Annotated in this window: 18 protein-coding genes and 1 tRNA gene; 7 read left to right on the forward strand and 12 right to left on the reverse strand. The window is 61.4% G+C overall.

Annotation, left to right across the window (positions count from 1 at the left end; genetic code table 11):
- On the reverse strand, positions 1 to 541 hold a 541-nt coding region (locus A3722_RS08975), incomplete at its 3' end, for an IS110 family transposase (protein ID WP_150120463.1).
- Positions 542 to 863: 322 nt separating this feature from the next.
- On the opposite strand from A3722_RS08975, the gene A3722_RS08980 reads away from it, so the two are divergent.
- Positions 864 to 1,964, forward strand: coding sequence for an alpha-hydroxy acid oxidase (locus tag A3722_RS08980; RefSeq protein WP_067626950.1), 1,101 nt, complete (start codon positions 864 to 866; stop codon positions 1,962 to 1,964).
- Here A3722_RS08980 and A3722_RS08985 read toward each other — a convergent pair.
- From A3722_RS08985 to pdxH, 10 genes are all read right to left on the reverse strand, one after another.
- A complete protein-coding gene (locus tag A3722_RS08985; protein WP_067626948.1) occupies positions 1,949 to 2,794 on the reverse strand; it encodes an energy transducer TonB in 846 nt (281 codons plus the stop codon). The genes A3722_RS08980 and A3722_RS08985 overlap by 16 nt on opposite strands.
- On the reverse strand, positions 2,791 to 3,249 hold the full coding sequence (gene exbD, locus A3722_RS08990; protein ID WP_067626946.1) for a TonB system transport protein ExbD: 459 nt from the start codon (positions 3,247 to 3,249) through the stop codon (positions 2,791 to 2,793). Before exbD ends, A3722_RS08985 begins: the two co-directional genes overlap by 4 nt.
- Positions 3,250 to 3,254: 5 nt before the next feature.
- Positions 3,255 to 4,100 carry a tonB-system energizer ExbB gene (exbB, locus tag A3722_RS08995; RefSeq protein WP_067916074.1) on the reverse strand — a complete coding sequence of 282 codons (846 nt, stop codon included), beginning with the start codon at positions 4,098 to 4,100 and terminating at the stop codon, positions 3,255 to 3,257.
- A 3-nt stretch (positions 4,101 to 4,103) separates the two neighbouring features.
- Complete coding sequence (locus tag A3722_RS09000; protein WP_067629423.1) at positions 4,104 to 4,787, reverse strand: Fe2+-dependent dioxygenase; 684 nt, start codon at positions 4,785 to 4,787, stop codon at positions 4,104 to 4,106.
- Positions 4,788 to 4,848: 61 nt separating this feature from the next.
- Positions 4,849 to 7,242 (reverse strand): TonB-dependent receptor, encoded by a 2,394-nt coding sequence (locus A3722_RS09005; protein ID WP_236627376.1) that lies wholly within the window; start codon positions 7,240 to 7,242, stop codon positions 4,849 to 4,851.
- 656 nt (positions 7,243 to 7,898) lie between these two features.
- Complete coding sequence (locus tag A3722_RS09010) at positions 7,899 to 11,555, reverse strand: vitamin B12-dependent ribonucleotide reductase (RefSeq protein WP_067629422.1); 3,657 nt, start codon at positions 11,553 to 11,555, stop codon at positions 7,899 to 7,901.
- Positions 11,556 to 12,251: 696 nt separating this feature from the next.
- Positions 12,252 to 12,328, reverse strand: a tRNA-Pro gene (locus A3722_RS09015).
- Between the two features lie 77 nt (positions 12,329 to 12,405).
- Entirely contained in the window at positions 12,406 to 12,912 is a 507-nt protein-coding gene (locus A3722_RS09020) for a DUF192 domain-containing protein (protein ID WP_082849424.1), read from the reverse strand.
- On the reverse strand, positions 12,888 to 13,436 hold the full coding sequence (locus tag A3722_RS09025) for a cold shock domain-containing protein (protein WP_201721993.1): 549 nt from the start codon (positions 13,434 to 13,436) through the stop codon (positions 12,888 to 12,890). The genes A3722_RS09020 and A3722_RS09025 overlap by 25 nt, the downstream gene beginning before the upstream one ends.
- A gap of 20 nt (positions 13,437 to 13,456) precedes the next feature.
- Positions 13,457 to 14,062: a pyridoxamine 5'-phosphate oxidase gene (gene pdxH / locus A3722_RS09030; RefSeq protein WP_067629421.1), complete on the reverse strand. Its 606-nt coding sequence runs from the start codon at positions 14,060 to 14,062 to the stop codon at positions 13,457 to 13,459.
- Positions 14,063 to 14,300: 238 nt separating this feature from the next.
- Between pdxH and fabI the strand changes: the two genes are divergently transcribed.
- From fabI to A3722_RS09060, 6 genes are read left to right on the forward strand one after another with little or no spacing between them, the layout of a single operon-like run.
- Complete coding sequence (gene fabI / locus A3722_RS09035) at positions 14,301 to 15,107, forward strand: enoyl-ACP reductase FabI (protein ID WP_067629420.1); 807 nt, start codon at positions 14,301 to 14,303, stop codon at positions 15,105 to 15,107.
- 54 nt (positions 15,108 to 15,161) lie between these two features.
- On the forward strand, positions 15,162 to 15,695 hold the full coding sequence (gpt, locus tag A3722_RS09040) for a xanthine phosphoribosyltransferase (RefSeq protein WP_067629419.1): 534 nt from the start codon (positions 15,162 to 15,164) through the stop codon (positions 15,693 to 15,695).
- 46 nt (positions 15,696 to 15,741) lie between these two features.
- Entirely contained in the window at positions 15,742 to 16,923 is a 1,182-nt protein-coding gene (locus tag A3722_RS09045) for an aminotransferase (protein WP_082849425.1), read from the forward strand.
- 30 nt (positions 16,924 to 16,953) lie between these two features.
- The gene (locus A3722_RS09050) at positions 16,954 to 18,798 is read left to right on the forward strand and encodes a peptidyl-prolyl cis-trans isomerase (protein WP_067629416.1); all 1,845 of its coding nucleotides are present in this window, start codon (positions 16,954 to 16,956) and stop codon (positions 18,796 to 18,798) included.
- Positions 18,799 to 18,810: 12 nt separating this feature from the next.
- Positions 18,811 to 20,322: an anthranilate synthase component I gene (trpE, locus tag A3722_RS09055; protein ID WP_067629414.1), complete on the forward strand. Its 1,512-nt coding sequence runs from the start codon at positions 18,811 to 18,813 to the stop codon at positions 20,320 to 20,322.
- A gap of 2 nt (positions 20,323 to 20,324) precedes the next feature.
- Positions 20,325 to 21,365, forward strand: coding sequence for a succinylglutamate desuccinylase/aspartoacylase family protein (locus A3722_RS09060; RefSeq protein WP_067629412.1), 1,041 nt, complete (start codon positions 20,325 to 20,327; stop codon positions 21,363 to 21,365).
- Positions 21,366 to 21,377: 12 nt separating this feature from the next.
- Here the strand turns inward: A3722_RS09060 and A3722_RS09065 are convergent, their stop codons facing one another.
- Entirely contained in the window at positions 21,378 to 22,937 is a 1,560-nt protein-coding gene (locus A3722_RS09065; RefSeq protein ID WP_067629411.1) for a divergent polysaccharide deacteylase family protein, read from the reverse strand.
- Between the last annotated feature and the right edge of the window lie 37 nt (positions 22,938 to 22,974).

Genomic DNA, 22,974 nt, shown 5'->3' on the forward strand with positions numbered 1-22,974 from the left:
GGATCACCTCGTTGGCGATGTCTGGCAAGTCGAGCACTTCACCAAGAGTGATGTCCTCAGCAAATCCAATCACACGGGCCAGCCCTTTAGGAATGAAGATGCCGAACTCCGCGACCAGACCACGCAGATTGTTGATGAGTTGCGTTCTTTGGCGCACCAAAAGGTCACGCGCCCGATGTAGCGACAACAGGGATTGCTGCTCGACTGTTTTGGTCGCAACAAACCGCATGGTGGGTCGGGTCACTGCCTCGCAAATTGCTTCGGCGTCAATGGCATCAGACTTACCGCGTTTGACATATGGCTTCACATACATCGGCGGAATCAGCCGAACCTCGTGACCAAGAGCTGTCAGTTCACGGGCCCAATGATGCGCACTGCTGCACGACTCCATGCCAATCAGGCACGGATCCAGTTTTGCAAAGAACGGCAGAAATTGCGTTCGTCGCAGCGGCTTGTTGAACACGACTTCTTCGCTCGCGGTGATCCCATGGACCTGGAAAACGTTCTTGGCCAGATCAACGCCGATTGTGGTAACTTGCATGGGGTGGCTCCTCTCATAAGCAGATTTTGACAACTGCACTATGGCGCATTGCGACGCCGGTTGACGCAGGAGCCATCCACCCCATCAGCTTTGGTAAGGGATGCGCAGCGGCGTGAGGCGGTTTGAGCGAAATGGTACAGCGCGGGCGGGGCGCGCGGCGGCGCAGGTTCATGACAAAACCGATGTTGGGAATTTTCATCCTCTGAGCCGATCAGGCCAGCATTGGGTTTTACCCAGCATCCAATTGCGGTAAATAGCGCCTGTCCGCCGAAGCTTAGGCTTTGGCGGCTTACAGGGTCGGGCGTTGCATGGAGCCGGAACATTGAGTTTTACAGCGCCTGATCCAGACCAATTGCCCTGCACATTGAACGATTATTACAGCCGTGCACGCGCAGGGATGAGCCCGCGCAACCGCGCATATTTCTTGGCCGGTGCCGGGGATGGGCAGACCGCTACAGCCAATGAAACCGCTTTTCAGCAGGCTGAGGTCACGCCACGGATGTTGCGCGATCTGCGGGGCGGGTCGACAGAGGTGTCGCTGCTGGGACAAAAGCTTGTTGCGCCCTTTCTGATTGCGCCCTTTGCCTATCACCAACTGCTGCATGACGCAGGCGAGAGCGCAACCGCCCGCGCGGCCGAGGCCCAGTCGATCAAGATGGTGCTGAGCGCGCAGAGCAGCGAACCGCTCGACAGGGTGCGCAGCAGCGGCCCCGGCAGTGACTGGTTTCAGCTGCACTGGCTGGGGAGCAGAGAGGCCACGCAAGCGCTTGCGCAGATGGCACTGGACGCGGGTTTCACCAGATTGATCCTGACCATTGATGCGCCCGTCCAAGGGGTGCGGGACCGCGAAATCGAGGCGCAGTTTCAGCTGCCGCCCGATGTCAGCGCGGTCAATCTCGCGCGGTTCACGCCGCCTGCCTTCACGCCGCGTGAAGACGCGCAGTCGATCATCTTTGACCACATCGCCGAGACCCTGCCCACATGGGCTGATATCGCTCGGCTGATCGAGACGGTAGAGGCTCCGCTGCTGCTGAAAGGCATCCTGCATCCAGAGGATGCAGCGCAGGCGCAGAGGATCGGCGCGGCGGGCGTCATCGTGTCAAACCATGGTGGCCGGGTGCTGGACCGGGCGCCCTCAACGCTAAGCGCCCTGCCCGCCATAGTTGCCAAGGTCGGACCGGATTACCCAGTGTTGATGGACGGAGGCATCCGGCGCGGGGTCGACATCCTGATCGCGCTGGCCCTCGGGGCAAAGGCCGTTTTGATCGGGCGGCCCATCGCCTGCGGATTGGCGGTGGCTGGCGATCTGGGCGTCAGCCATGTGTTGCGCTTGCTGCGTGACGAGTTGGAAATCGCTATGTTGCTAAGCGGCTGCGCGGCGGTGCAAGACATAGAACGCGATATAGTTCACCTGAAACTATAACGCAGCGGGATGATCAGCGTGAATTCGTCGCCTTTCAGATAGCTGGGCGGCGTGGGCATCTTTTCCAGCGTCTTGACCGTCTGCACGGCAGCCATGTCGAGGATTTCTGAACCCGAGGATTGCGCCACCTCAGCCGCGATCAGCGCGCCGTAGCGGTCCAGCGTAAAACGCACCTGTACCTCGCCTTCGATCCGGTCGCTGCGCGCCTTGGCCGGATAGGTTTTGCCACCGCTGATCAACAACACGATGCTTTTCTGCCAGTCGCGGATCTCTTCCGTCTGTTCGGCGGTCAGCCCTTCACTTTCAGCCTTGGCGGTTTCCGTTTCGGTGTCTGCCTCAACCCCGGCGACAGACTGCTCAGAAGCCTGCCGCGCTTCGGCGCCGATCTGGCTTTCCGCGTCGATTTGCTCGGGGTCCTGCTCGGCGGCGATCTCTTCGGCCACCTCCTCCGTCTCGGCTTCGGGCTCGGGGGCGGCCACGCCGAATTTCAAGCTCTCGTCCTCAACGTCATAGGGTATCTGACTTAAAATTGGCTGTTCGGCGGCCTTGGCGGCCTCCAAGACTTCAGGACTTTCGGTTACCGTCGGCGCATCCTGGGCCTCGATTTGCGCCACGCTGTCTTCTTGCAAGGCCGAGGGGGCCGCGATGATATCCGACAGATCGAACATCACCGCGCCGGTGATCCCCTCTGTCTTGGGCTCGGCGGGTTCTGCGGCGGGGGGCTGATCCAGCAGCAAGACGGGAAGCCCTGCATGCAGCGCACCGCTTAGGGCGATCGCGACGCCCCAGAAAACGGGCCTGACGCTGCGCGAGGCGTAGGTCAGGCTCACTGCGCCGCCTCCGGCTGTGGTGTGGCTGCCTCTTCTACATTTTCATCCAGTCCGACCAGCCCGACTTTCAGAAACCCGTCTGCGCGCAGGATGTTCATCACCCGCATGAATTCACCATAGGGCACCGATTTATCTGCGCGGATGAAGATCCGCGTGTCGCGTTTTTGCAAGGTAGCGATGCCGACGTCGATATAAAGCCTGTCGTGCGTCGTGGCCGTCTCGCCCACTGAAAGGGCGAGGTCTTCAGTGATGGTGATGAAAACCGGCTCGGCGGGGCGCTCCGGGGCTTCGGCGACCGCTACGGGCAGTTCCACCGGGATGTCGACCGTCGACAGCGGGGCCGCGATCATGAAGATGATCAGCAGAACCAACATGACATCGATAAAGGGGGTGACGTTGATCTCGCTGTTTTCGCTGAGATCGCCATCGTCGTCACCGCGCAGCCGCGCACCCACGCCGCCTACTCCGCCGCCGGGGCTGAAACGGACCCCAGATGGTAGGCGGGTCGTGCCCCTGCCATCTCATCATCGGCAAGGTCCAGATCGCGCGACAAGGTCCGCTCGACCAGCGCGCCCGCATCGGCCAGCATCACCTTATAGCCCCCCAAGCCCCGCGCGAGGATGTTGTAGAAAATCACCGCAGGGATCGCCGCGACAAGGCCGATGGCCGTGGCCAACAACGCCTCGGCAATGCCCGGCGCCACGATGGCCAGATTGGTGGTGTTGCTTTCCGAGATCGAGATGAAGCTGTTCATGATCCCCCAAACGGTGCCGAACAGCCCAACAAAGGGTGCAACCGAGCCAACATTGGCCAAGACCCCTGCCCCCAGCCCCATGCGCCGGGCGGCCCCGGCCTCAATCCGCGCGATTTCCGACCCCGCGCGTTCCTTGATCCCAGCTTTGATCCCGGACTTCATCCCGGCACTGGCGCCCGAGGCTGCGCGCTCACGCTCGGCTGCGCGCACCATCTGCCCCATGACGCCTTTGCGTTTGGCGAAACGCGCACGCGCCGCAACCAGCGAGCCTGCCTTGTCCAGATCGCGATACCGGCGGCGCAGCACGCCGCGTTCCCATCGCTGGATCATCACCCGTGCGACAAAGATCACCCAGACCAGAGCTGAGGCAAAGAGCAGCGACAGCATGACGCCTTTGACAACCCAATCGGCCGCCATGAACATGCCAAGGGGCGACATCTCGTCATGCTCGGCCTGCTCAAGGAGCGTGGTCACCGTCTCAAGATCGAAAGCGGCGGCGGGGGCTGCGGCGATACAAAGGGCAGCAGCGGGAAAAACCAGAGAAAGCTTCATCGTTTAAGTCTCGGCCCATGTGCGAATAAGGTTGTGATAGATGCCAGTCAGACGCACCGTTTCTGAATCATTTGCCCCGATGCTGTCGCTGAGCGCCTGAATGGATTGATCCAGATCGAACAGGATGCGGCGGTTCGCGTCAGAGCGGATCATGCTTTGCAGCCAGAAAAACGACGACACACGCACCCCTCGGGTCACGGGGGTGACCTCATGCAGGCTGGTGGCCGGATAGAGGATCATATCCCCCGCAGGCAGTTTCACGGTCTGGCGGCCATAGTGATCCTCGATCACCAATTCGCCGCCGTCGTAGTCTTCTGGCTCGCTGAGAAATAGCGTCATCGACAGATCGGTGCGCAGCCGTTCCTGTGTCAGCGGGTTGACCCGAATGGCATTGTCGATATGCGCCCCAAAGGTTTCGGCCTGCGCGTATTTGTTGAACATCGGCGGCAGGATTTTTGCGGGCAGCGCGGCAGACAGAAACAGCGGATCACTGGTCAGCTTTTGCAAGATGAACTTGCCCAATGTCTGCGCCGTGTCCGAGGTTGACGGCAATTGTTGATTGCGTTTGACCTCCCGTGATTGCGCGCCTGCGGTTTTGGCCCCGTCCTCCCAATCTGCTGCATCAAGATGCGCGCGGACCTGTTTGACGTCGTCTTTGCTCAGGATCGAAGGGATCGTGATCAGCATATCATACCTCTTGCTGTCAGCGGGCAACCCCAGAAGGGCTGCCCGCCTTGATGGCTGCGGTTTAGAACTTCATTTCCAGAGAGAAGGAAACTTCACGGCCCGGCGCGACATAGGTGAATGGCGTGCCCGAACGGTAGGCAGCGTCATAGACCGTTTCATCCGCGACATTGGTGACGGCCATCTTCAACATGGTGTTGTCGGCGACTTCGTATTCACCCAGCAAGTCAAAGGTAAATGCGTCGGGAATGGACCGGCCATTGGCGGCCACGCTGCCCAGATCAATCGCACCTTGATAGTTCACACGCCCGCCCAGCATCAAACGATCCGTCACCTGATAGGTGGCCAACAAGTTCAACTGCTCATGTGCGACATTTGCCACCGACAGACCGATGTTGTCGCTGTCGGCACTGCGCAAGACCTTGCTGTCCGTGAAGTTGGCGCCGCCGAAAAGGCTCAGCCGTTCGGTCACCTTGCCCGCAACGCCGAGTTCAAGACCCCGCATGCGGTACTTCAGCGTGTCGGAGGTGACGGTCGCACCGCGTGGCCCAATATCCTCACGCGCTTGGTCCTTAGTGGTTTGATAGAGCGCCGCGGTGAACAGAAGGTTCGGCGTGAAGCTGTATTTCGCACCGATTTCCAGCGAAGTATTCTCTTCGGGTGCAAGCCCTGACCCGTTATCATCCAGCCCGCCGTAAAAACCGCCGCCCGCTTCCAGTTCCTGCCCCGCAGGGTTGGTCGAAGTAGCCGCCGCTGCATAGATGTTCAGACGGTCGGTGAAGGCATAGGTCGCCCCCAAGTTCCAGTTCAGCATGACATCATCGCGCGACAGCTCATAGGCATCCTCGCCGGTGCCGCCACTACGAGAGATGTCATACATGTCCACCCGCAGCCCGCCGTTGACCTTCAGGCGGTTCGACAGGGTCACGGTATCCAGCGCATAGAGGGAGGTGGTCTTGACAGTCGTTTCCGTAAGGTCCGTTCCCAATACGGGTTCTTCGCCGCTCCAGCAGCCTTCCCCGATGGGATCGGGATTGACGGCGCTGACGGTGCAGCCGCGTTGGCCAGCCGGTGGCTCATAATCCTCGCTGGAGAGGTTCGAGTAGCTCAACTTCTCAATCTCTTCGCGCGAGGTGGCAAGACCAAGCACATAAGAATGCGACGCGCCGGCGAATTGGGCGGCCCCGCTCAGTTCCAGAACGTTGGCAAGCACATCGGTTTGCTGGTTCCAGCTTTTGAAGCTGAGCCCGACTTCCCAATCCTCGGGATTGGTGGAATCATTGTCGATCAGGCTGCTTGGTGCTGTCAAAACATAGTCGTTGGTCGACCTTGCCGCACGGAATGTGTTGGTCAGCGTCATGCCGTTGTCAAAGGCATAGGTTGCCTTGGCCGTGGCCACCGTCTCTTCGACAGTCTGGAAATCGCGGCCCGGCACCCCGTAAAAAGTATCCCGGTCGATGCCGTATTCCGTGACCGGACCGACCAGGCCCAGGTCTTCGTTATTGACGTAGGGCACCCCCCAATCGGGCGTCTGCTCGATCTTGGTGTGGCTCAGGTTGCCTTCCAAGGTCAGCGCATCGGTCGCCGCGAATTTCAGCGCCAGTGCAGCACCCCGGCGGTCATCGGTGATCTCATCGCGTCCGGCCACTTCGCCATCTTGCAGCATTCCGTTGAAACGCAGTTGCAGACGGTCGTTGATGACCTTGTTGGTGTCGATGGTCTGGCGCAGGGTGGTCGCGTCGGTGACAGTGGTCACCGTTTTGGTGAAATCAACATCCTGCGGGCTTTTGGAGATCACATCGATCGCGCCGCCCGTGGTCCCGCGCCCGCCGACTGTGCCCGCCGGGCCCTTGGTGACTTCGACCTGCTCGGTGCTGAACGTCTCGGCGACACCGGTGCCGGGGCTGCGGATGCCATCGGTATAGGTGTCGTTATTGGCTTTGAACCCGCGGATATAGATGTTGTCCCCAAAGGAGTTCCCGCCCTCGCCGAAGCCAAGCGAAATGCCCGGTGTCGACCGCGCCAACTCACGCACGCTGGTTGTGCCGGTGGTTTCCAAGACCTCTTGGGTGATCGCTGTCACCGTGCGCGGATTGTCTTTCAGCGGGCCGGGCATCCGACTGTTGGCAAGCGTATTGGCTTTGAATGGGGCGTCTTGATCAACGTAAGAGCTGCCACCTGCCGCCGCTTTTGCGGCCGCGCGGGCCTGCGCATCGGCCAGTTCCTGCGCTTGACGCTCTGCGGCCTCTTCGGCGGCGCAGACGGGGGTGCCCGCCAATGCAGCTGTGCAGACCGTGGGTTCCGCGGCACGCGGCTGGGCCGCGCGGCGTGGCGCTGGCTGGGTGGCGCGCGGCGCAGGCTTCACCGCCGGCTGAGGGGTCGGTTCTTCGGTCGTCTCGACCTCGACTGTCGGCAGGATGATCAGATCACTGTCCTGCGCGGCGCCGGGTGTGGCCATGCAGGCCATGGCCAAGGAGGCTCCGAAGCCCCCGAACACCAGCTGAGAATGCCGGTGAATTTTGTCTGTGCAGTTTTGGGTGTCGTTGGTACGGCGCATAAGTCCCTCGCGGAGAAGATTTTTTCTTGCTGACCGCGCTTCCAACGGCTGGCTATTTGAATGGGTCACCGCTTAATCTGAGTATTTTAGTAAGTAAAGATATTAATCCTATTAAAATAGTCAAGTATAGCGCCCTGTTGTGAAGCTACACCACTTGGGGAGCGGCGTTTGCGCCCGGGCGCGGGCAGTGAAAGATTTCATGACTGAGGCTGGATGGGCGGTGAAAGCGGCTGGGCTCTTGCGTGGTGGCAGCCTGCGTCTTCGCTATTCGGGCGGGGGCGCATCGAACCGGTGCCCCCAAGAACAAGCGGAAGTCTGGTTCACAGAGGGTGTTTTCGGCGTCGCGCAGCGCGTCTGCAGACCGCGATCAGTGAGACCGCCACGTGATTTCGTATCTTCGACATCGGAAAGCGCAAAACGTCTGAACCAGTGGGTACAGCACCCCGACATAAATAAAGCTCCAGACCCAATGGACCTGAAGCTTTGACTTTTTAAATTGCGAGCACTTAGGCGCCCTCGGGCTTCAAAACCCTCGCAAATAAGCGCCACAACCCCGTTTAGCTACAGCCGCTCGTGCCGCCGCAGGTGTTGCACTTCATGCAGGTGCCATTGCGAACCAGCGTGTAGTTGCCGCATTCGCCGCAGGCTTCGCCTTCGTAGCCCTGCATCTTGGCCTTGGCCCGCGCATCAAGGCTGACCCCGCCGGAACTGACAGCAGTGGAGGATTTCACCGCCAAGGCTATGTCACCGCTGCCGCTGATCTGTGGCGTGAGGCCCTGCAGGCCCGCATCTGCGTCCGCGCTCTGCCCGCCTTGCAGCACCACAAGATCTTGCGGCAGGCGGTTGCGCAGATACCCGGACGAGCTGATTTGCTTGAGCACCTCAAGCGATTTATTCGCCGCGTTCTCACTCAGCTCGCTCACATTGCCAAGGTTCTCTTCCTCACCTCGACCCAGATCGTCAAAGGTCGCGCCTTCAGGCTTCACATGCGCCAGATCGGTCCGGTCGAGGTAGGACACGGCGAGTTCGCGGAACACATAGTCAAGGATCGAAGTCGCCTGTTTGATGCTGTCGTTGCCCTGCACCATGCCCGCGGGCTCGAATTTGGTGAAGGTGAAAGCATCGACGAACTCCTCCAGCGGCACGCCGTATTGCAGGCCCACGGAAACCGCGATGGCGAAGTTGTTCATCATCGCCCGGAAACCCGCGCCTTCCTTGTGCATGTCGATGAAGATTTCACCCAGCTTGCCATCTTCGTATTCGCCGGTGCGCAGATAGACCTTATGCCCGCCGACATTCGCCTTCTGGGTATAGCCCTTGCGGCGCTGCGGCATCTTCTCGCGGTGCGATTTGATGATCTCTTTGACGATCACCTTTTCGACGATCTTCTCGGCCAACACGGCAGCTTTCTCATGCGCGTTGCCGCTTTCCAGCGTTTCGGCGGCGTCGTCGTCGTCTTCGACCAGCGCGGCCGCCAGCGGCTGGCTCAGCTTTGAACCGTCGCGGTAAAGCGCATTGGCTTTGATCCCCAAGGACCAGCTTAGCTCATAGGCCTTTTGGCAGTCCTCGATGGTGGCGTCATTCGGCATGTTGATCGTCTTGGAGATCGCCCCCGAGATGAAGCTCTGAGCCGCCGCCATCATATGGATGTGGCTGTTGACCGACAGATAGCGTTTGCCCTTCTTGCCGCAGGGGTTGGCACAATCGAAGATGCCGTAATGCTCGGCCTTGAGGTGCGGCGCGCCTTCCAGCGTCATGGTGCCGCAGACGTGGTCATTGGCCGCTTCGATATCCGCCTTGCTGAAACCGAGGGAGCGGAGCAGATCGAAGGTCGGGTCGTTCAGTTTCTCGGTCGGGATGCCCAGCACCTGCGTGCAGAACGCCTCGCCCAGCGTCCATTGGTTGAACACGAAACGGATATCAAATGCCTGCTTCAGCGCGGCATCCACCTTGGCCAACTCATTCGCGCCAAAGCCGTGGCCCGCCAGCGTGGTATGGTTGATCGCAGGCGCGTTGCCGATGGTGCCATGGCCCACGGCGTAGCTGACGATCTCTTCAATCTGGGCCGACCCGTAGCCGAGTTTTTCAAGCGCTGCGGGCACGGATTGGTTGATGATCTTAAAGTACCCGCCCCCGGCGAGTTTCTTGAACTTCACCAGCGCGAAGTCGGGCTCGATCCCCGTGGTGTCACAATCCATCACCAGCCCGATGGTGCCGGTGGGCGCGATGACAGAGGTCTGGGCGTTGCGGTAGCCATGCACCTCACCCAGTTTCAGCGCCTCGTCCCAGCAGGATTTGGCGATGTCGACCAACCCAGCCTGTGGGCAATTGCCATGATCCAGCGGGACTGGCGTGACCGAAAGCTGCTCATAGCCATCCGCCTTGCCATAGGCGGCGGTGCGGTGGTTGCGGATGACGCGCAGCATATGCTCAGCGTTCTTGGCATAGCCCGGAAAGGCCCCCAGTTCGCCCGCCATTTCCGCCGACGTTGCATAGGCCACGCCGGTCATGATCGCGGTCAACGCCCCGCCAAGGGCACGGCCCTCGTCACTGTCGTAGGAATAGCCCATGTTCATCAGCAGCCCGCCGATGTTCGCATAGCCAAGCCCCAGCGTGCGGAAGTCATAAGACCGCTGCGCGATTTCTTTGGAGGGGAACTGCGCCATCATCACACTGATCTCAAGCGTCACGGTCCACAGACGCGAGGCATGCATGTAATCCTCGACCTGAAAAACGCCGTCCTTGAGGAAGGTCAGCAGGTTCATCGACGCCAAGTTGCAGGCCGTGTCGTCAAGGAACATGTATTCCGAACAGGGGTTCGAGCCGCGGATCGCACCGTCTTCGGGGCAAGTGTGCCAGTCGTTCACCGTGTCGTGGTACTGGATCCCCGGATCGGCGCAGGCCCATGCGGCATGGCCGACCTGATCCCAAAGATCGCGGGCCCGGATGGTTTTCACCACACGGTTTTCGGTGCGGCTGATCAATTCCCAATCGGCGTCCTTTTCCACCGCCTTGAGGAAGGCGTTGGTGACCCGGATCGAGTTGTTGGAGTTCTGGCCCGAGACCGAGTTGTACGCTTCAGAGTCCCAATCAGTGTCATAGGTCGGGAATTCGATGCCGGTGTGGCCCTGTTTGGCATAATCCAGCACGCGCTTGACGTAGGTCTCGGGGATCGCGACCTTTTTGGCCTCGCGGATCGCGGCCTTCAGCTGGTCGTTCTTGGCCGGGTCGTAGGCATCCGCCTCGGCACCGTCCCATGCCTTGATCGCGTCGAACAACAGGTTCAGCTTCTGCTCATGCATTTTGGAGCCAGCGACGATGCTCGCCACCTTTTGTTCTTCGAGCACCTTCCAGTTGATGAAATCTTCGATATCGGGGTGGTCGGCGTCGACGATCACCATCTTCGCCGCGCGACGGGTGGTGCCGCCGGATTTGATGGCGCCAGCGGCGCGGTCCCCGATCTTGAGGAACCCCATCAAACCCGACGACTTACCGCCGCCCGACAGCTTCTCGCCCTCTCCGCGGAGCGATGAAAAGTTGGTGCCCGTGCCTGAACCGTATTTGAAAAGCCGCGCTTCTCGGACCCAGAGGTCCATGATACCGCCGTCGCCTACCAGATCGTCGGCAACCGACTGGATAAAGCAGGCATGGGGCTGCGGGTGCTCATAGGAAGACTTCGAACGGGTCAGTTTCCCGGTTTTAAAGTCGACGTAGTAATGCCCCTGCGCCGGGCCATCGATGCCGTAGGCCCAATGCAACCCGGTGTTAAACCATTGCGGGCTATTGGGGGCCGCGCGCTGGCTGGCCAACATGTGGCGCATTTCGTCGTAATAGGCGCGGGCGTCTTCTTCGGTCGAGAAATAACCGCCCTTCCAGCCCCAATAGGCCCAAGCGCCCGCCAGACGGTCAAAGACCTGCTTGGAAGAGGTCTCTCCTCCCATCTCGGCGCCCTCGGCGGGGACCGAGCGCCAGAGAAACTCCGGCACGCCCTTTTCTTTGACGCGGCGCGTGGCGCTTGGCACGCCCGCTTTGCGGAAATACTTCTGCGCGATCACGTCGCTTGCGACCTGGCTCCAGGATTTCGGGACTTCGACGTTGTCGAGCTTGAACACCACCGAACCGTCAGGGTTGCGGATCTCTGACACCGTGGTGACAAAGTCCAAATCCGCATAGGCGTCCTGCCCGGCTTTGGTGAAATTCCGTTCAATCTTCATCGTCGCTGCCCTTTTCTAAACTTTTAAAATCCTAAGCCGACCCGCTCTAAGCAGACCGTCTCCCCCTGTTTGTTGACAGGTTGGACAGAGCTTCGCCGTGCCACCTGCTGACGCGGGCGGCTGGATTCCCATTGAAACACTGGTGCTTGTATTCTGTCCCCACTGCCAAAGCGCCGGACGCGTTACACACAACATCTTGTGGCGCTCTACTTGACCCCCACAAAGTGACGTAGATAGACCTAATCGGTCAACGGTTTTTTTACGTTTTATTTCCGGCAAGACAGTTGACCGATGCGCCCCTATTTGCGCCATCCGCGCGCGAAGTGATTCAGCCTCAGGATATCCCCAAAGATACCCGCAAGCCCGGTGCAGCGTTGAATTCCAAATAATCCATTGCCCCGGCAGAGTTAGGGGCGGTGCTTGAGGGATTGGTCGAATTCATCCACAGGCCGAGACGCCCGAGAGAGCATCAGGCCCGCCGAAGCTGGCCACATATCGCCGCGGAAGGGGTCCAGCGCCCCTGCCCGTCAGCTCAATGCAAAACCGCGACAGAATCATCACGGTCTTCGCAGGCATTGGCGTAAATCTGCCAAAGCACAGGCGGCAGACACTATATCTTGTGCAGAATGGAAATATTCCAGCCGATACAGCCCCTAGATCGCTAAGGACTGAGATAATCTCAAGGCTGGAAGAAAGTGGTCGGAGCGAGAGGATTCGAACCTCCGACCCCCTGTACCCAAAACAGGTGCGCTACCAGGCTGCGCCACGCTCCGACTGGGGCTTCTTTAGCCATAAGCCCGCCGATTGAAAAGCCCCGATTGACCTTAAACTCAGAAAAACGACGAAGTCTTTAGCAAGGCCAGGCCGGGGTGTTCCCAGCAAAGGCCGGATGGCGGATTTCGCTGCCTTCGGTGATGCCCAGACGTTTCGCCAGACCGCCATTAATCTCCAAGACCGACAGCAGATCATCCCCGCCCAGAATCGGTGTCTCATCCAGCGGTTTGGCGGAGTGGTGAATTTTCTGCACCACGCCTCTCTCGTCGATGAACAGCAGGTCGAGCGGGATCAGCGTGTTGCGCATCCAAAAGCTCAGCGGTTGCGGCGTTTCATAGATAAAGAGCATCCCCGCACTCAGCGGCAGAGAGCGTCGGTGCATCAGTCCCTTGGCCCGCTCCGCCGTGTCATCCGCCACTTCGACGGAGAACCGCGCCTTGCCCCAGTCGCCCCGCAGGCTCACGCTATCGGCGCGACAGACCTCGGCCAGCGCCGCACCGGTCAGCAGCAGGCTGGCTAGCGCCGCCCCTGCAATATGCCCTGTCAGATGTTGTACCTTCAGCCGTCTATCACCGCGTCCCATGAACTTACCTCCGCCGCCAGATGGCCCCGATCGCCAACAATCACCCGCATGGCAAGCGCTTCGCCCGGTTGCAAATCACAAAGTCCGGATTGGCGCAGTACATCGATATGCAGAAACACATCTTCCGCGCAGCCAAAGACATTTGCAAACCCAAAACCCTTGGCCTTGTCGAACCATTTCACACGGGCGGGCTCGAACTCGGCGGCGGCAAGTTGATCGGGATCAAATCCTGCGAATTCGACCACGGCGGCGGGCGGCTCACTGGGGGGCGTGACGGCGAGCACCTCGACCGCCTGCGCGCCGCGATCGGTCTGCTGCACCCGCACCGTCACCCGCGCCCCATCAGCGACAGAGCTTTGGCCGAAATTGCGCAGGACATTGACGTGCAATAATATGTCGGCCCCGCCCGCATCGGCCACGACAAAGCCGAAGCCTTTGAGCGGATCGAACCATTTGACCACGCCCTCAAGGGGATCGTTTAGCCCCGGCGTTTCTGCCGATTGGGTATCAGACACATCTTTCATCGCTAATCCGTGCCGTCCTATCAAGGATTGAGCCGTGTGACGGCCCAAGGCGCTGCGGCATCCGCGCGGCGCCATTGAAAACGGTCATGCAAGCGGAATTCGCCATCTGCCCAGAATTCGATTTCCAGCGGGGTGATCCGGTAGCCGCCCCAGAACGGCGGACGTTTGGGGTTCACCCCCTGCTGTGCGGTCACCTTGGCGACTTCGGCCATCAACGCCCCGCGCCCCGACAGAGGCTGCGATTGGCGCGAGGCCCAAGCCCCCAAACGGCTCTTGAGCGAGCGCGATGCGTAGTAGTCATCGGCCTTTGGCCCGTCTTCGCGGCTGATCAACCCGCGCACCCGCACCTGACGGCGCAATGATTTCCAATGCATGACAAAAGCCGCCTTGCCCGCGCCATCCAGTTCTTGGGCCTTTTGGCTCTCGTAATTGGTGTAAAAGACAAAGGCGTCCGGTTCGATCTCTTTCAACAGCACCATGCGGGCGTTTGGCAGCCCTTGCGAATCTACCGTGCTCAGCGCGATGGCGTTGGGGTCATTCGGCTCACTCGCCTCTGCTTCGGAAAGCCAACGCTGCGCAATCGCAAAGGGATCATCCCCCGCAAATATACCAGTTCGCGTTTCCATTCGGCATCCCCTTTTAGAGTGTTCGAGCCCGTCACCGGTTCTTCGCCGGTGTCTGAGTTAATCGCTAAGGCAATAGTTAACAATGGGCAACTCAAAGGACAACCTTACCCGATTTCCGTCAGTTAGCCGCCGATCTTATGGCAAATCACGGGGGTGAAGCCGCCTGTGCAGTCTTGATGGCCGCGCTGCAATCGCCTAGACCAAGACAACCTAAACGGAACATAGACAAGGCGGCGGAATGGGAAACGAATTGATGCGGGGCAAGCGCGGGCTCATCATGGGTCTGGCGAATGACAAATCCATCGCATGGGGCGTGGCCAAAGCGCTGGCCGATGCAGGGGCGGAACTTGCCTTTTCCTACCAAGGTGATGCGCTCAAGAAACGTGTGGGGCCTTTGGCCGAGCAGCTTGGCAGCGACATCGTTCTGCCCTGCGACGTGGGCGATGAAGCCTCAATCGACGCGATGTTTGATGGGCTGAAAGAACGCTGGGACGGGCTTGATTTCATCGTTCACGCCATCGGCTTTTCCGACAAGGGGGAACTGCGGGGCCGCTATGTCGACACCAGCCGCGGCAACTTCGCCATGTCGATGGATATCTCGGTATACTCTTTCACCGCCGTGATGCAGCGCGCGGAAAAGATGATGTCGCCCGGTGCCAGCGCCCTGACGCTGACCTATTACGGCGCCGAAAAGGTGATGCCGCATTATAATGTGATGGGTGTGGCCAAGGCCGCACTTGAGGCGTCGGTCAAATACTTGGCCGAAGACCTTGGCAAGGACGGCATCCGCGTCAACGCGATCTCTGCCGGGCCGATTAAGACGCTGGCGGCCTCCGGCATCGGTGATTTCCGCTACATCATGAAATGGAACGAGTACAACTCCCCCCTGCGCCGCAATGTCACGACCGAGGATGTCGGCAAGGCCGCCCTCTTCCTGCTGTCGGATCTGGGCAGCGGCACCACGGGTGAGAACTTGCATGTCGACGCGGGCTATCACGTTGTCGGCATGAAGGCGGTTGACGCGCCCGACATGTCCAAGGAATAAGCCGCCCAAATTAATTTGCGCGGGTGCCCGCGCTAGCTGCTGCAAAGGACCATCATGACCAAATCCAAGGACGCGTCGCGCCTGCCCCATGAAAAGGGCTTTCACATCTCCTGGGATCAGATCCACCGCGACAGCCGTGCGCTGGCGTGGCGGCTCGATGGGCTTGGTCCCGACGATGGCGCGTGGCGTGCCGTGGTGGCGATCACCCGCGGCGGCATGGCCCCCGCGATGATCGTCGCGCGGGAATTGGACATCCGCACTGTCGATACGATCTCGGTCATGTCCTACCACTCGGGCGGCGGCGCCGCCGACCAGCGCCGCGAGGCCAAGGTGCTGAAATCCCCTGACGCCGAGATGATGGGCGATGGCACCGGCATTTTAATCGTCGATGATCTGGTCGACAGTGGCAAGACCATTGAACTGGTGCGCGAGCTTTATCCCAACGCCCATTTCGCCACCGTCTATGCCAAGCCCGAAGGCGAGCCGCAGGTCGATACATTCATCACCGGCGTGAGCCAGGACACATGGATCTTCTTTCCGTGGGACATGGCCCTGCAATATGTCGAGCCCTACCGCGGCAAGGACTGACCGGCCCCGCGCCACCTGCCCTGCCCCTATCTGACCGGATACACCCATGACGCTTCCGCGCACCGCCACCACTTTCTTCCCTCCGGTGATGGAGGCGCGGCGCTGGCTGGATGGCGTGACATTCACCGATGACCGTCCGCTGATCAACGTAAGCCAAGCCGCCCCCGTCGATCCGCCCCCAGAGGGGCTGCGCCGGGCGATGGCCGAGGTCACGCTGAACAACGATGAGGCGCATCTCTATGGCCCCGTGCTGGGCTTGCCGGAACTGCGCGCCGAACTGGCGCGGCAGACGGCAGAGAAATACGCGGGCGTGGTGACCGACGAACAGGTCTGTATCACCTCGGGGTGCAACCAAGCCTTTGCCGCCGCCATTGCCACGCTCTGCGGCGAAGGCGATGAGGTGATCATCCCGACGCCTTGGTACTTCAACCACAAAATGTGGCTCGACATGAGCGGGGTCACCGCCGTGCCGCTGCCTGTCGAAGCCGACATGCTGCCCGACCCCGACAAGGCCGCAGCCGCCATCACCCCGCGTACCCGCGCCATCGCGCTGGTCACGCCGAACAACCCCGGCGGCGTGGAGTATCCCGCCGCCCTCGTGCAGGAATTCTTTGACCTCGCCCGCCGTCACGGCATCGCGCTGATCCTCGACGAGACCTACCGCGATTTTCACAGCCGCCCCGGCGCGCCGCATGCGCTGTTCAGTGACCCCGATTGGCACGACACGCTGATCCACCTCTATTCCTTTTCCAAAGCCTACCGCCTGACCGGCCACCGCGTCGGCGCGCTGATCGCCAGCACGGCGCGGCTGGCGGAAGTTGAGAAGTTTCTCGATACCGTGGCCATTTGCCCGGCGCAGATCGGCCAGCACGGCGCGCTCTGGGGGATGCAAAACCTTGGCCCGTGGCTGGCAGATGAACGCGAAGAAATCCTTGCCCGCCGCGCCGCGATTGCTGCGCTGATGCCCAAGATTGAGCCGCTGGGGTGGAAATTGCTTGGGCTGGGTGGCTATTTCGCCTATCTGCGACATCCCTTTAACCTCTCCTCGGCGGAACTGGCCCCGCAATTGGTGCGCGACGCAGGCGTGCTCTGCCTGCCCGGCACGATGTTCCAGCCCGAGGGAGACGCGCGCGGCGAAAGCCAGTTGCGCATCGCCTTTGCAAACCTCGACACCGCCGGTCTCGAAGTGCTTTTCGACAGGCTTGCAGCCCTGCCACGCAACGCATAGACAGGTCCGAAATTAACGAGGGACCGTGTCATGGCCAAAAAAGGCTTCAGCTTTTCGAAAACCGCCGTCTGGGCCTTGATGGCCCTTTTGATCTTGGGTCTTGGCGGCTTTGGTGCGATCAACCTCAGCGGCAATCTGCGCAGCATCGGCAATGTCGGGGACAAGTCGATCTCGGTCGATCAATACGCCCGCCAATTGCAGCAGGAAATCCGCGCGATTGAAGCACAAACCGGCGAGAGCCTGTCCTTTGCCCGCGCCCAAGAGATGGGTCTGGACCGCGCTGTTCTGCAACGGATCGTCCGCAACCGCGCGCTGGATCATGAAGCCGACGAAATGGGCCTCTCCATCGGTGATGCAACCCTGCGCGACGAAATCGTGGCCATTTCGGCGTTCCAAGGCATCGACGGCAACTTCGACCGCGAAGGCTATCGCTTCGCCCTTCAGCAAAGCGGCATGAGCGAGGCCGAGTTCGAGCGTTCGATCCGCGAAGAAGCTGCGCGCGGCCTGTTGCAGCGTGCGGTTCTGGGCGGTGTCTCCATGCCCGACACCTATGCCCGCACGTTGGTCGACTACGTCGCCGAACAGCGTAGCTTTACTTGGGCCCGCCTCAGCGAGAGTGACCTCGACACCCCCGTGGCCGCGCCGACAGAAGAAGAGCTTCAGGCCTATTACGACGCCAACACCGATGACTTCATGCTGCCCGCCAGCAAAAGCATCACCTATGCATGGCTCCGCCCCGAAGACCTGCTGGACGAAGTTGAAGTGCCCGAAGAAGAGTTGCGCGCCGAATATGATGCCCGCAGCGATGAATACGACCAGCCCGAGCGTCGCTTGGTCGAGCGTCTGGTCTTTGCCAACGAAGAGGCCGCCACGCAGGCCGCAGCAGCGCTCGAAGTTGACGGCACCACCTTTGAGGCGCTGGTCGAAGAGCGCGGCTTGGCTCTGGCGGATGTGGATATGGGCGACGTGGCCAAATCCGATCTCGACGCCGCAGGTGACGCGGTGTTTGGAGCGCAAAGCGGCGACATCGTTGGCCCTCTGCCCACTTCGCTTGGGCCGGCGCTCTTCCGCGTGAACGCGGTTCTGCCTGCGCAGAACGTACCTTTCGAAGAGGCCCGTGAGGTGCTGGAAGAGACCCTCGCCATTTCCCGCGCGACTCGCGCCGTCGAAGCCCGCGCACAGGAAATCGACGACCGCCTCGCCGGAGGGGCCACGCTTGAAGATCTGGCCGAGGAAACCAAAATGAACCTCGGCACCATCGACTGGACCCAAGAAAGCAGCGAGGGCATCGCCGCCTATGGCGCCTTCCGTGAAGCCGCAGCAAGCCTGAGCGCGGATGCCTTCCCGCAGATCGACCAGTTGGAAGACGGCGGCGTTTTCGCCATGCGCCTTGATGAGACCAAGCCAGAGCGCCCCGAACCTTTCGAGCAGGCCCGCGATGCGGTTGAGACCGCGTGGCGCAATGCCCAGATCGTGGAGGCCCTGACTGCCAAGGCCGAGAGCCTGACCGGCACATTGGCCGAAGCGGAGGGTTTTGTGGCCGCCGGTCTCACGCCGCAGCTTGGCGAAGGCCTGACCCGCAGTTCCTATGTCGACGGCACGCCCGACGATTTCATGGATCAGGTCTTTGACCTCGAAGAGGGTGGCGTCGCGGTCCTGCCCGCAGGGGACAGTGTTGTGGTTCTGCGCCTTGACGCCGTGACCCCCGCGGGCGAAGACGATCAGACCCAAGCTTTGATGGACCGCCTGTCGCAGCAGCTAGATCAGGCGCTGGCCCAAGGTCTTTTCGATATCTACAGCAATGCAGTGATGCGCGATGCCGATCCTCAGATCGACCAGCGCGCGGTCAGTGCGGTGCATGTGAACTTTCCCTGATAGGCAAATTTGATGGCCCTAACCCCGGATTTCGACACTTTCGCCCGCGCCTATGAAGCGGGCGAAAACCAGATCGTCTACACCCGCCTTGCCGCCGACCTCGACACGCCGGTGTCCTTGATGCTGAAACTCACCGGCGCGGCAGAGAATGCCTTTGTGCTAGAATCCGTCACCGGCGGTGACGTGCGCGGACGCTATTCCATCATCGGTATGAAGCCCGACCTGATCTGGCGTTGCCGGGGTGAAACCGCAGCACTGAACCGTGCAGCGCGCTATGATGCGGATGCCTTTGAGGACATGCCCGGCGATCCGCTGGACCGTTTGCGCGATGTCATCGCAGAATCGCGCATCACCCTGCCCGATGACCTGCCCCAAGCCGCCGCCGGTCTTTTTGGCTACCTTGGCTATGACATGATCCGGCTGGTCGAATATCTGCCCCATGTGAATCCTGACCCTCTGGGCCTGCCTGATGCGGTGATGATGCGCCCCTCGGTTGTGGCCGTGCTGGATGGGGTGAAGGGCGAAGTCACCATCGTCTCCCCCGCTTGGGTGTCCGAGGGCCAGACGGCGCGCGCCGCCTATGCCCAAGCCGCCGAGCGGGTGATGGACGCGGTGCGCGATCTGGAACGCGCCATGCCGCAGACCTCCCGCGATTTGGGAGAGGCCGAAGACGCGCCGGAGTCGGTGAGCAATTTTACCCACGACGGATATAAAGCCGCCGTCGAAAAGGCGCGCGATTACATCAAGGCGGGCGATATCTTTCAGGTGGTGCCGAGCCAGCGTTGGGCCCAAGGGTTCACCCAGCCCCCTTTCGCACTTTACCGCAGCCTGCGGCGCACCAACCCCTCGCCCTTCATGTTCTATTTTAACTTCGGCGGCTTCCATGTGGTCGGCGCAAGCCCCGAAATCCTCGTGCGGGTCTTTGGCAACGAAGTCACCATTCGCCCCATCGCCGGCACCCGCAAACGCGGTGCCACGCCGGAGGAAGACCGCGCGCTAGAGGCCGATCTGCTAAGCGATCCAAAAGAACTGGCCGAACACCTGATGCTGCTTGATCTGGGCCGCAACGATGTGGGCCGGGTCGCCAAGATCGGCACCGTGCGCCCCACCGAAGAGTTCATCGTCGAACGCTACAGCCACGTCATGCATATCGTCTCCAACGTGGTCGGTGAGTTGAAACAGGGCTGCGATGCGCTTGATGCCTTCTTTGCCGGGATGCCCGCAGGCACCGTCTCGGGCGCGCCCAAGGTCCGCGCGATGGAGATTATCGACGAGTTGGAACCCGAAAAGCGCGGCGTCTACGGCGGCGGCGTGGGGTATTTCAGCGCGGGCGGCGACATGGACATGTGCATCGCCCTGCGCACGGCGGTGGTGAAGGACGAAACGCTCTACATCCAAGCCGGGGGCGGTGTCGTTTACGACAGCGATCCAGAGGCCGAGTTCATGGAAACCGTCCATAAATCCGGCGCGATCCGCCGGGCTGCAGCCGATGCCGCGCGCTTTGGCGGTAAAGGGAACAACTGACCATGCCGAACCGTGCCCCCTTTCAGATTGCGGGGCATTCCGTTGCCCCCGGCAGCAGCCTTGCGGTCGACCTGCCCGTCTCGATTCTGCCGGATCACACGCCGGTGCATCTGTCGCTTGAGATCTACCACGGAAAACGCCCGGGGCCGACGATGTTCGTCTCTGCCGCCGTGCATGGGGATGAGGTCATCGGCGTTGAGATCACCCGTCGCTTGCTGCGCGCGCCGCAACTCTCTGCCCTGCGTGGCACGCTGATCGTGGTGCCGGTGGTGAACTCTTTCGGTTTTCTCAACCGCTCACGCTACCTGCCCGACCGCCGCGACCTGAACCGCTGCTTCCCCGGCTCGCCTTCTGGCAGTCTTGGCGCGCGGCTGGCGCATATTTTTCTGCAAGAGGTGGTGCTGCGCTGCGACTTTGGTGTGGATCTGCATTCGGCGGCGATCCACCGCACGAACCTGCCGCAGGTGCGCGTCTCGCCCGCTGACAAGGTGACCCAAAAGATGGCGATGGATTTCGGCGCCCCGGTGGTGCTGACCTCGCCGCTGCGCGATGGGTCGTTGCGCGCGGTTGCGGCGCGCGAAGGCACGCCGATTCTGCTTTATGAAGCGGGCGAAGGGCTGCGCTTTGACGAAATGGCTGTGCGTGCGGGGCTTGCCGGGATCCTGCGGGTCATGCGCGGCCAAGACATGCTGCCCGCCAAGGGCATCGCCCGCGCCCGCAGCGCGCCCTATATCTGCACCGCGTCCCATTGGTTGCGCGCCCCAGCTGGCGGGCTGTTGCGGACTTTTCGGGCAGAGGGAGAGACCGTGGCCGAAGGCGAGCTGCTTGCCATTGTGTCGGACCCCTTTGGCAAAGAAGAGGCGGAACTGCTGGCCGATGCGCCGGGCATTCTTATTGGGCGCGCGATCCTGCCTATCGTTAACGAAGGCGACGCGGTCTTTCACCTTGCCAAACTTGGCCCCCGTGCGGCAGAGGCCACGGTTGACGATCTGGTCAATCAGTTGGAGGAAGATCCGCTGTTTGACGAAGACGAGATCATCTAAACCTGCGCGAAGTCATTCCTCGCGCAGCAAGACCGCAGAGATCGGGACCAAAGCCACATCACTGGCCCGGTCCTGCAAGCCCCAAAGCAGCAAGGCCGAGACGGTATCTGGCCGCAGACGGCCCAACATAATGACGGCGCCCTCTTGGCCGGCTTTGAACGCCGCTTGATCCAGAAACCGCCGGATCACTCGCGCAGTCTGATCCTTACTGTCGAAATCGCGAAACACCGGATCCGCTGGCACGCCTGCCTTGCGCGCCAGTTTCGGCATGGTGTTGAGCCCTTTGTCCTGCGTCACCAGCCCGTGGCCGGACTGCGCAAGGATATCCGTCACTTGATCGGCCAGCGCCCGGCTGCCTTGAAAGCCGCTCTGGGTCCCTTCCAGCACACCGACCACGGGCCCGATCCGGTCGAGCGTGGCGGCAAAGGCGGTCTCGGCGTCGCTTGGCTGTGCGCCCTGCGGCAGATCGACCAGCGCCAAGACCTCAAACCCGGCCTCGCGATAGGTTTCCACCCGTTCCGCCGCGTCCGAGAGGCCGCTGTCGACCGCAAAGCTCAGCGGATAGGGAAAACTGCGCAGCGCGGCCAGCCCGGCGCTGCCCGCGGTGACCGAAGTGCCATCGTCGATCAAGACCACGCTCATCAGCGGCTTGCCCTCGGGCAGCTCACCAGCGAGGCTATTGACCATTACGGGGCGCGGGTCTTCAACTACGATCTCGTCAGCCTCGCCGGGCTCTGCCACGGCTGTCGCGCCGGGGCGGTTGATCACAACGCCCGTGTTGCGGTCAGTCAGCGTAGCTGCCGGTGTGCCGATGGCCGGGCGGCGATCGCCCTCAGGATCGGCGGGTTCTGGATCGACTTCCGCAACTTCCATCTCTTCCAGCGGCTCAGGGCTGTCCGCTTCGGTGGTCTGCGGCTCTAGCGCCGGGGAAGACAGGTCAGATTCAGGCGCTTCATCCTCAACACGAGGCGTCTCTTCGAGCGCGTCGGCCTCAACCTCCGGTTCTTCAACCACGACCTCCTCCGCCGGCAGGGTGATCACCTCTTCTTCCTCCACCTCTGGCGCTTCCATGCCCTGCGGGGCGTCAAAAGCGCCTTCGATATCGGCCACATCCGGCGCAGGCGGCTGTGCAGGTTCGGTGCTGATCGAAAGCTCATCTACAGGCTGCGGCACGCCGGGCGCCATGGCTTGTGGGTTCGGCAGCACCGGCTCTTCCGCGCCGGGAGACCTCGGGGTCTGGCCCTCTGGCGCTGCGGGGGTGCTAAGCCCTTCGGCATCGCCCGTCTCCGGCAAGCTGGCTGAGGTCTGGGTGTCAGGGTCGAGCGCGGCAAGGCTGTCTTGCTCAGGCACATCGGCACGCGGCGCGGGGGCGTTCAACACGGGCGCGGAATCGCGGCTGCGCCCCTGCTCACCTGCATCGGTCACATTGATCCGCGCCGGGGCGGGACCAGAGCCGGGCGCATCACCCACCTGCGGCGGCAAGGGCAAGGGCATCATCAACGACACCGCACCGGCCACACCGATGCACGTCACACCCCCCCAAATCAGCCCGCTCAGAACTCCGCGTGCCATCTGCGCTACTCCTGCTGTCTGCGCCACGGCCAGAAAG

Origin of the sequence: Sulfitobacter sp. HI0027 (genome assembly GCF_001634775.1) — a bacterium.
Lineage (GTDB): Bacteria > Pseudomonadota > Alphaproteobacteria > Rhodobacterales > Rhodobacteraceae > Sulfitobacter.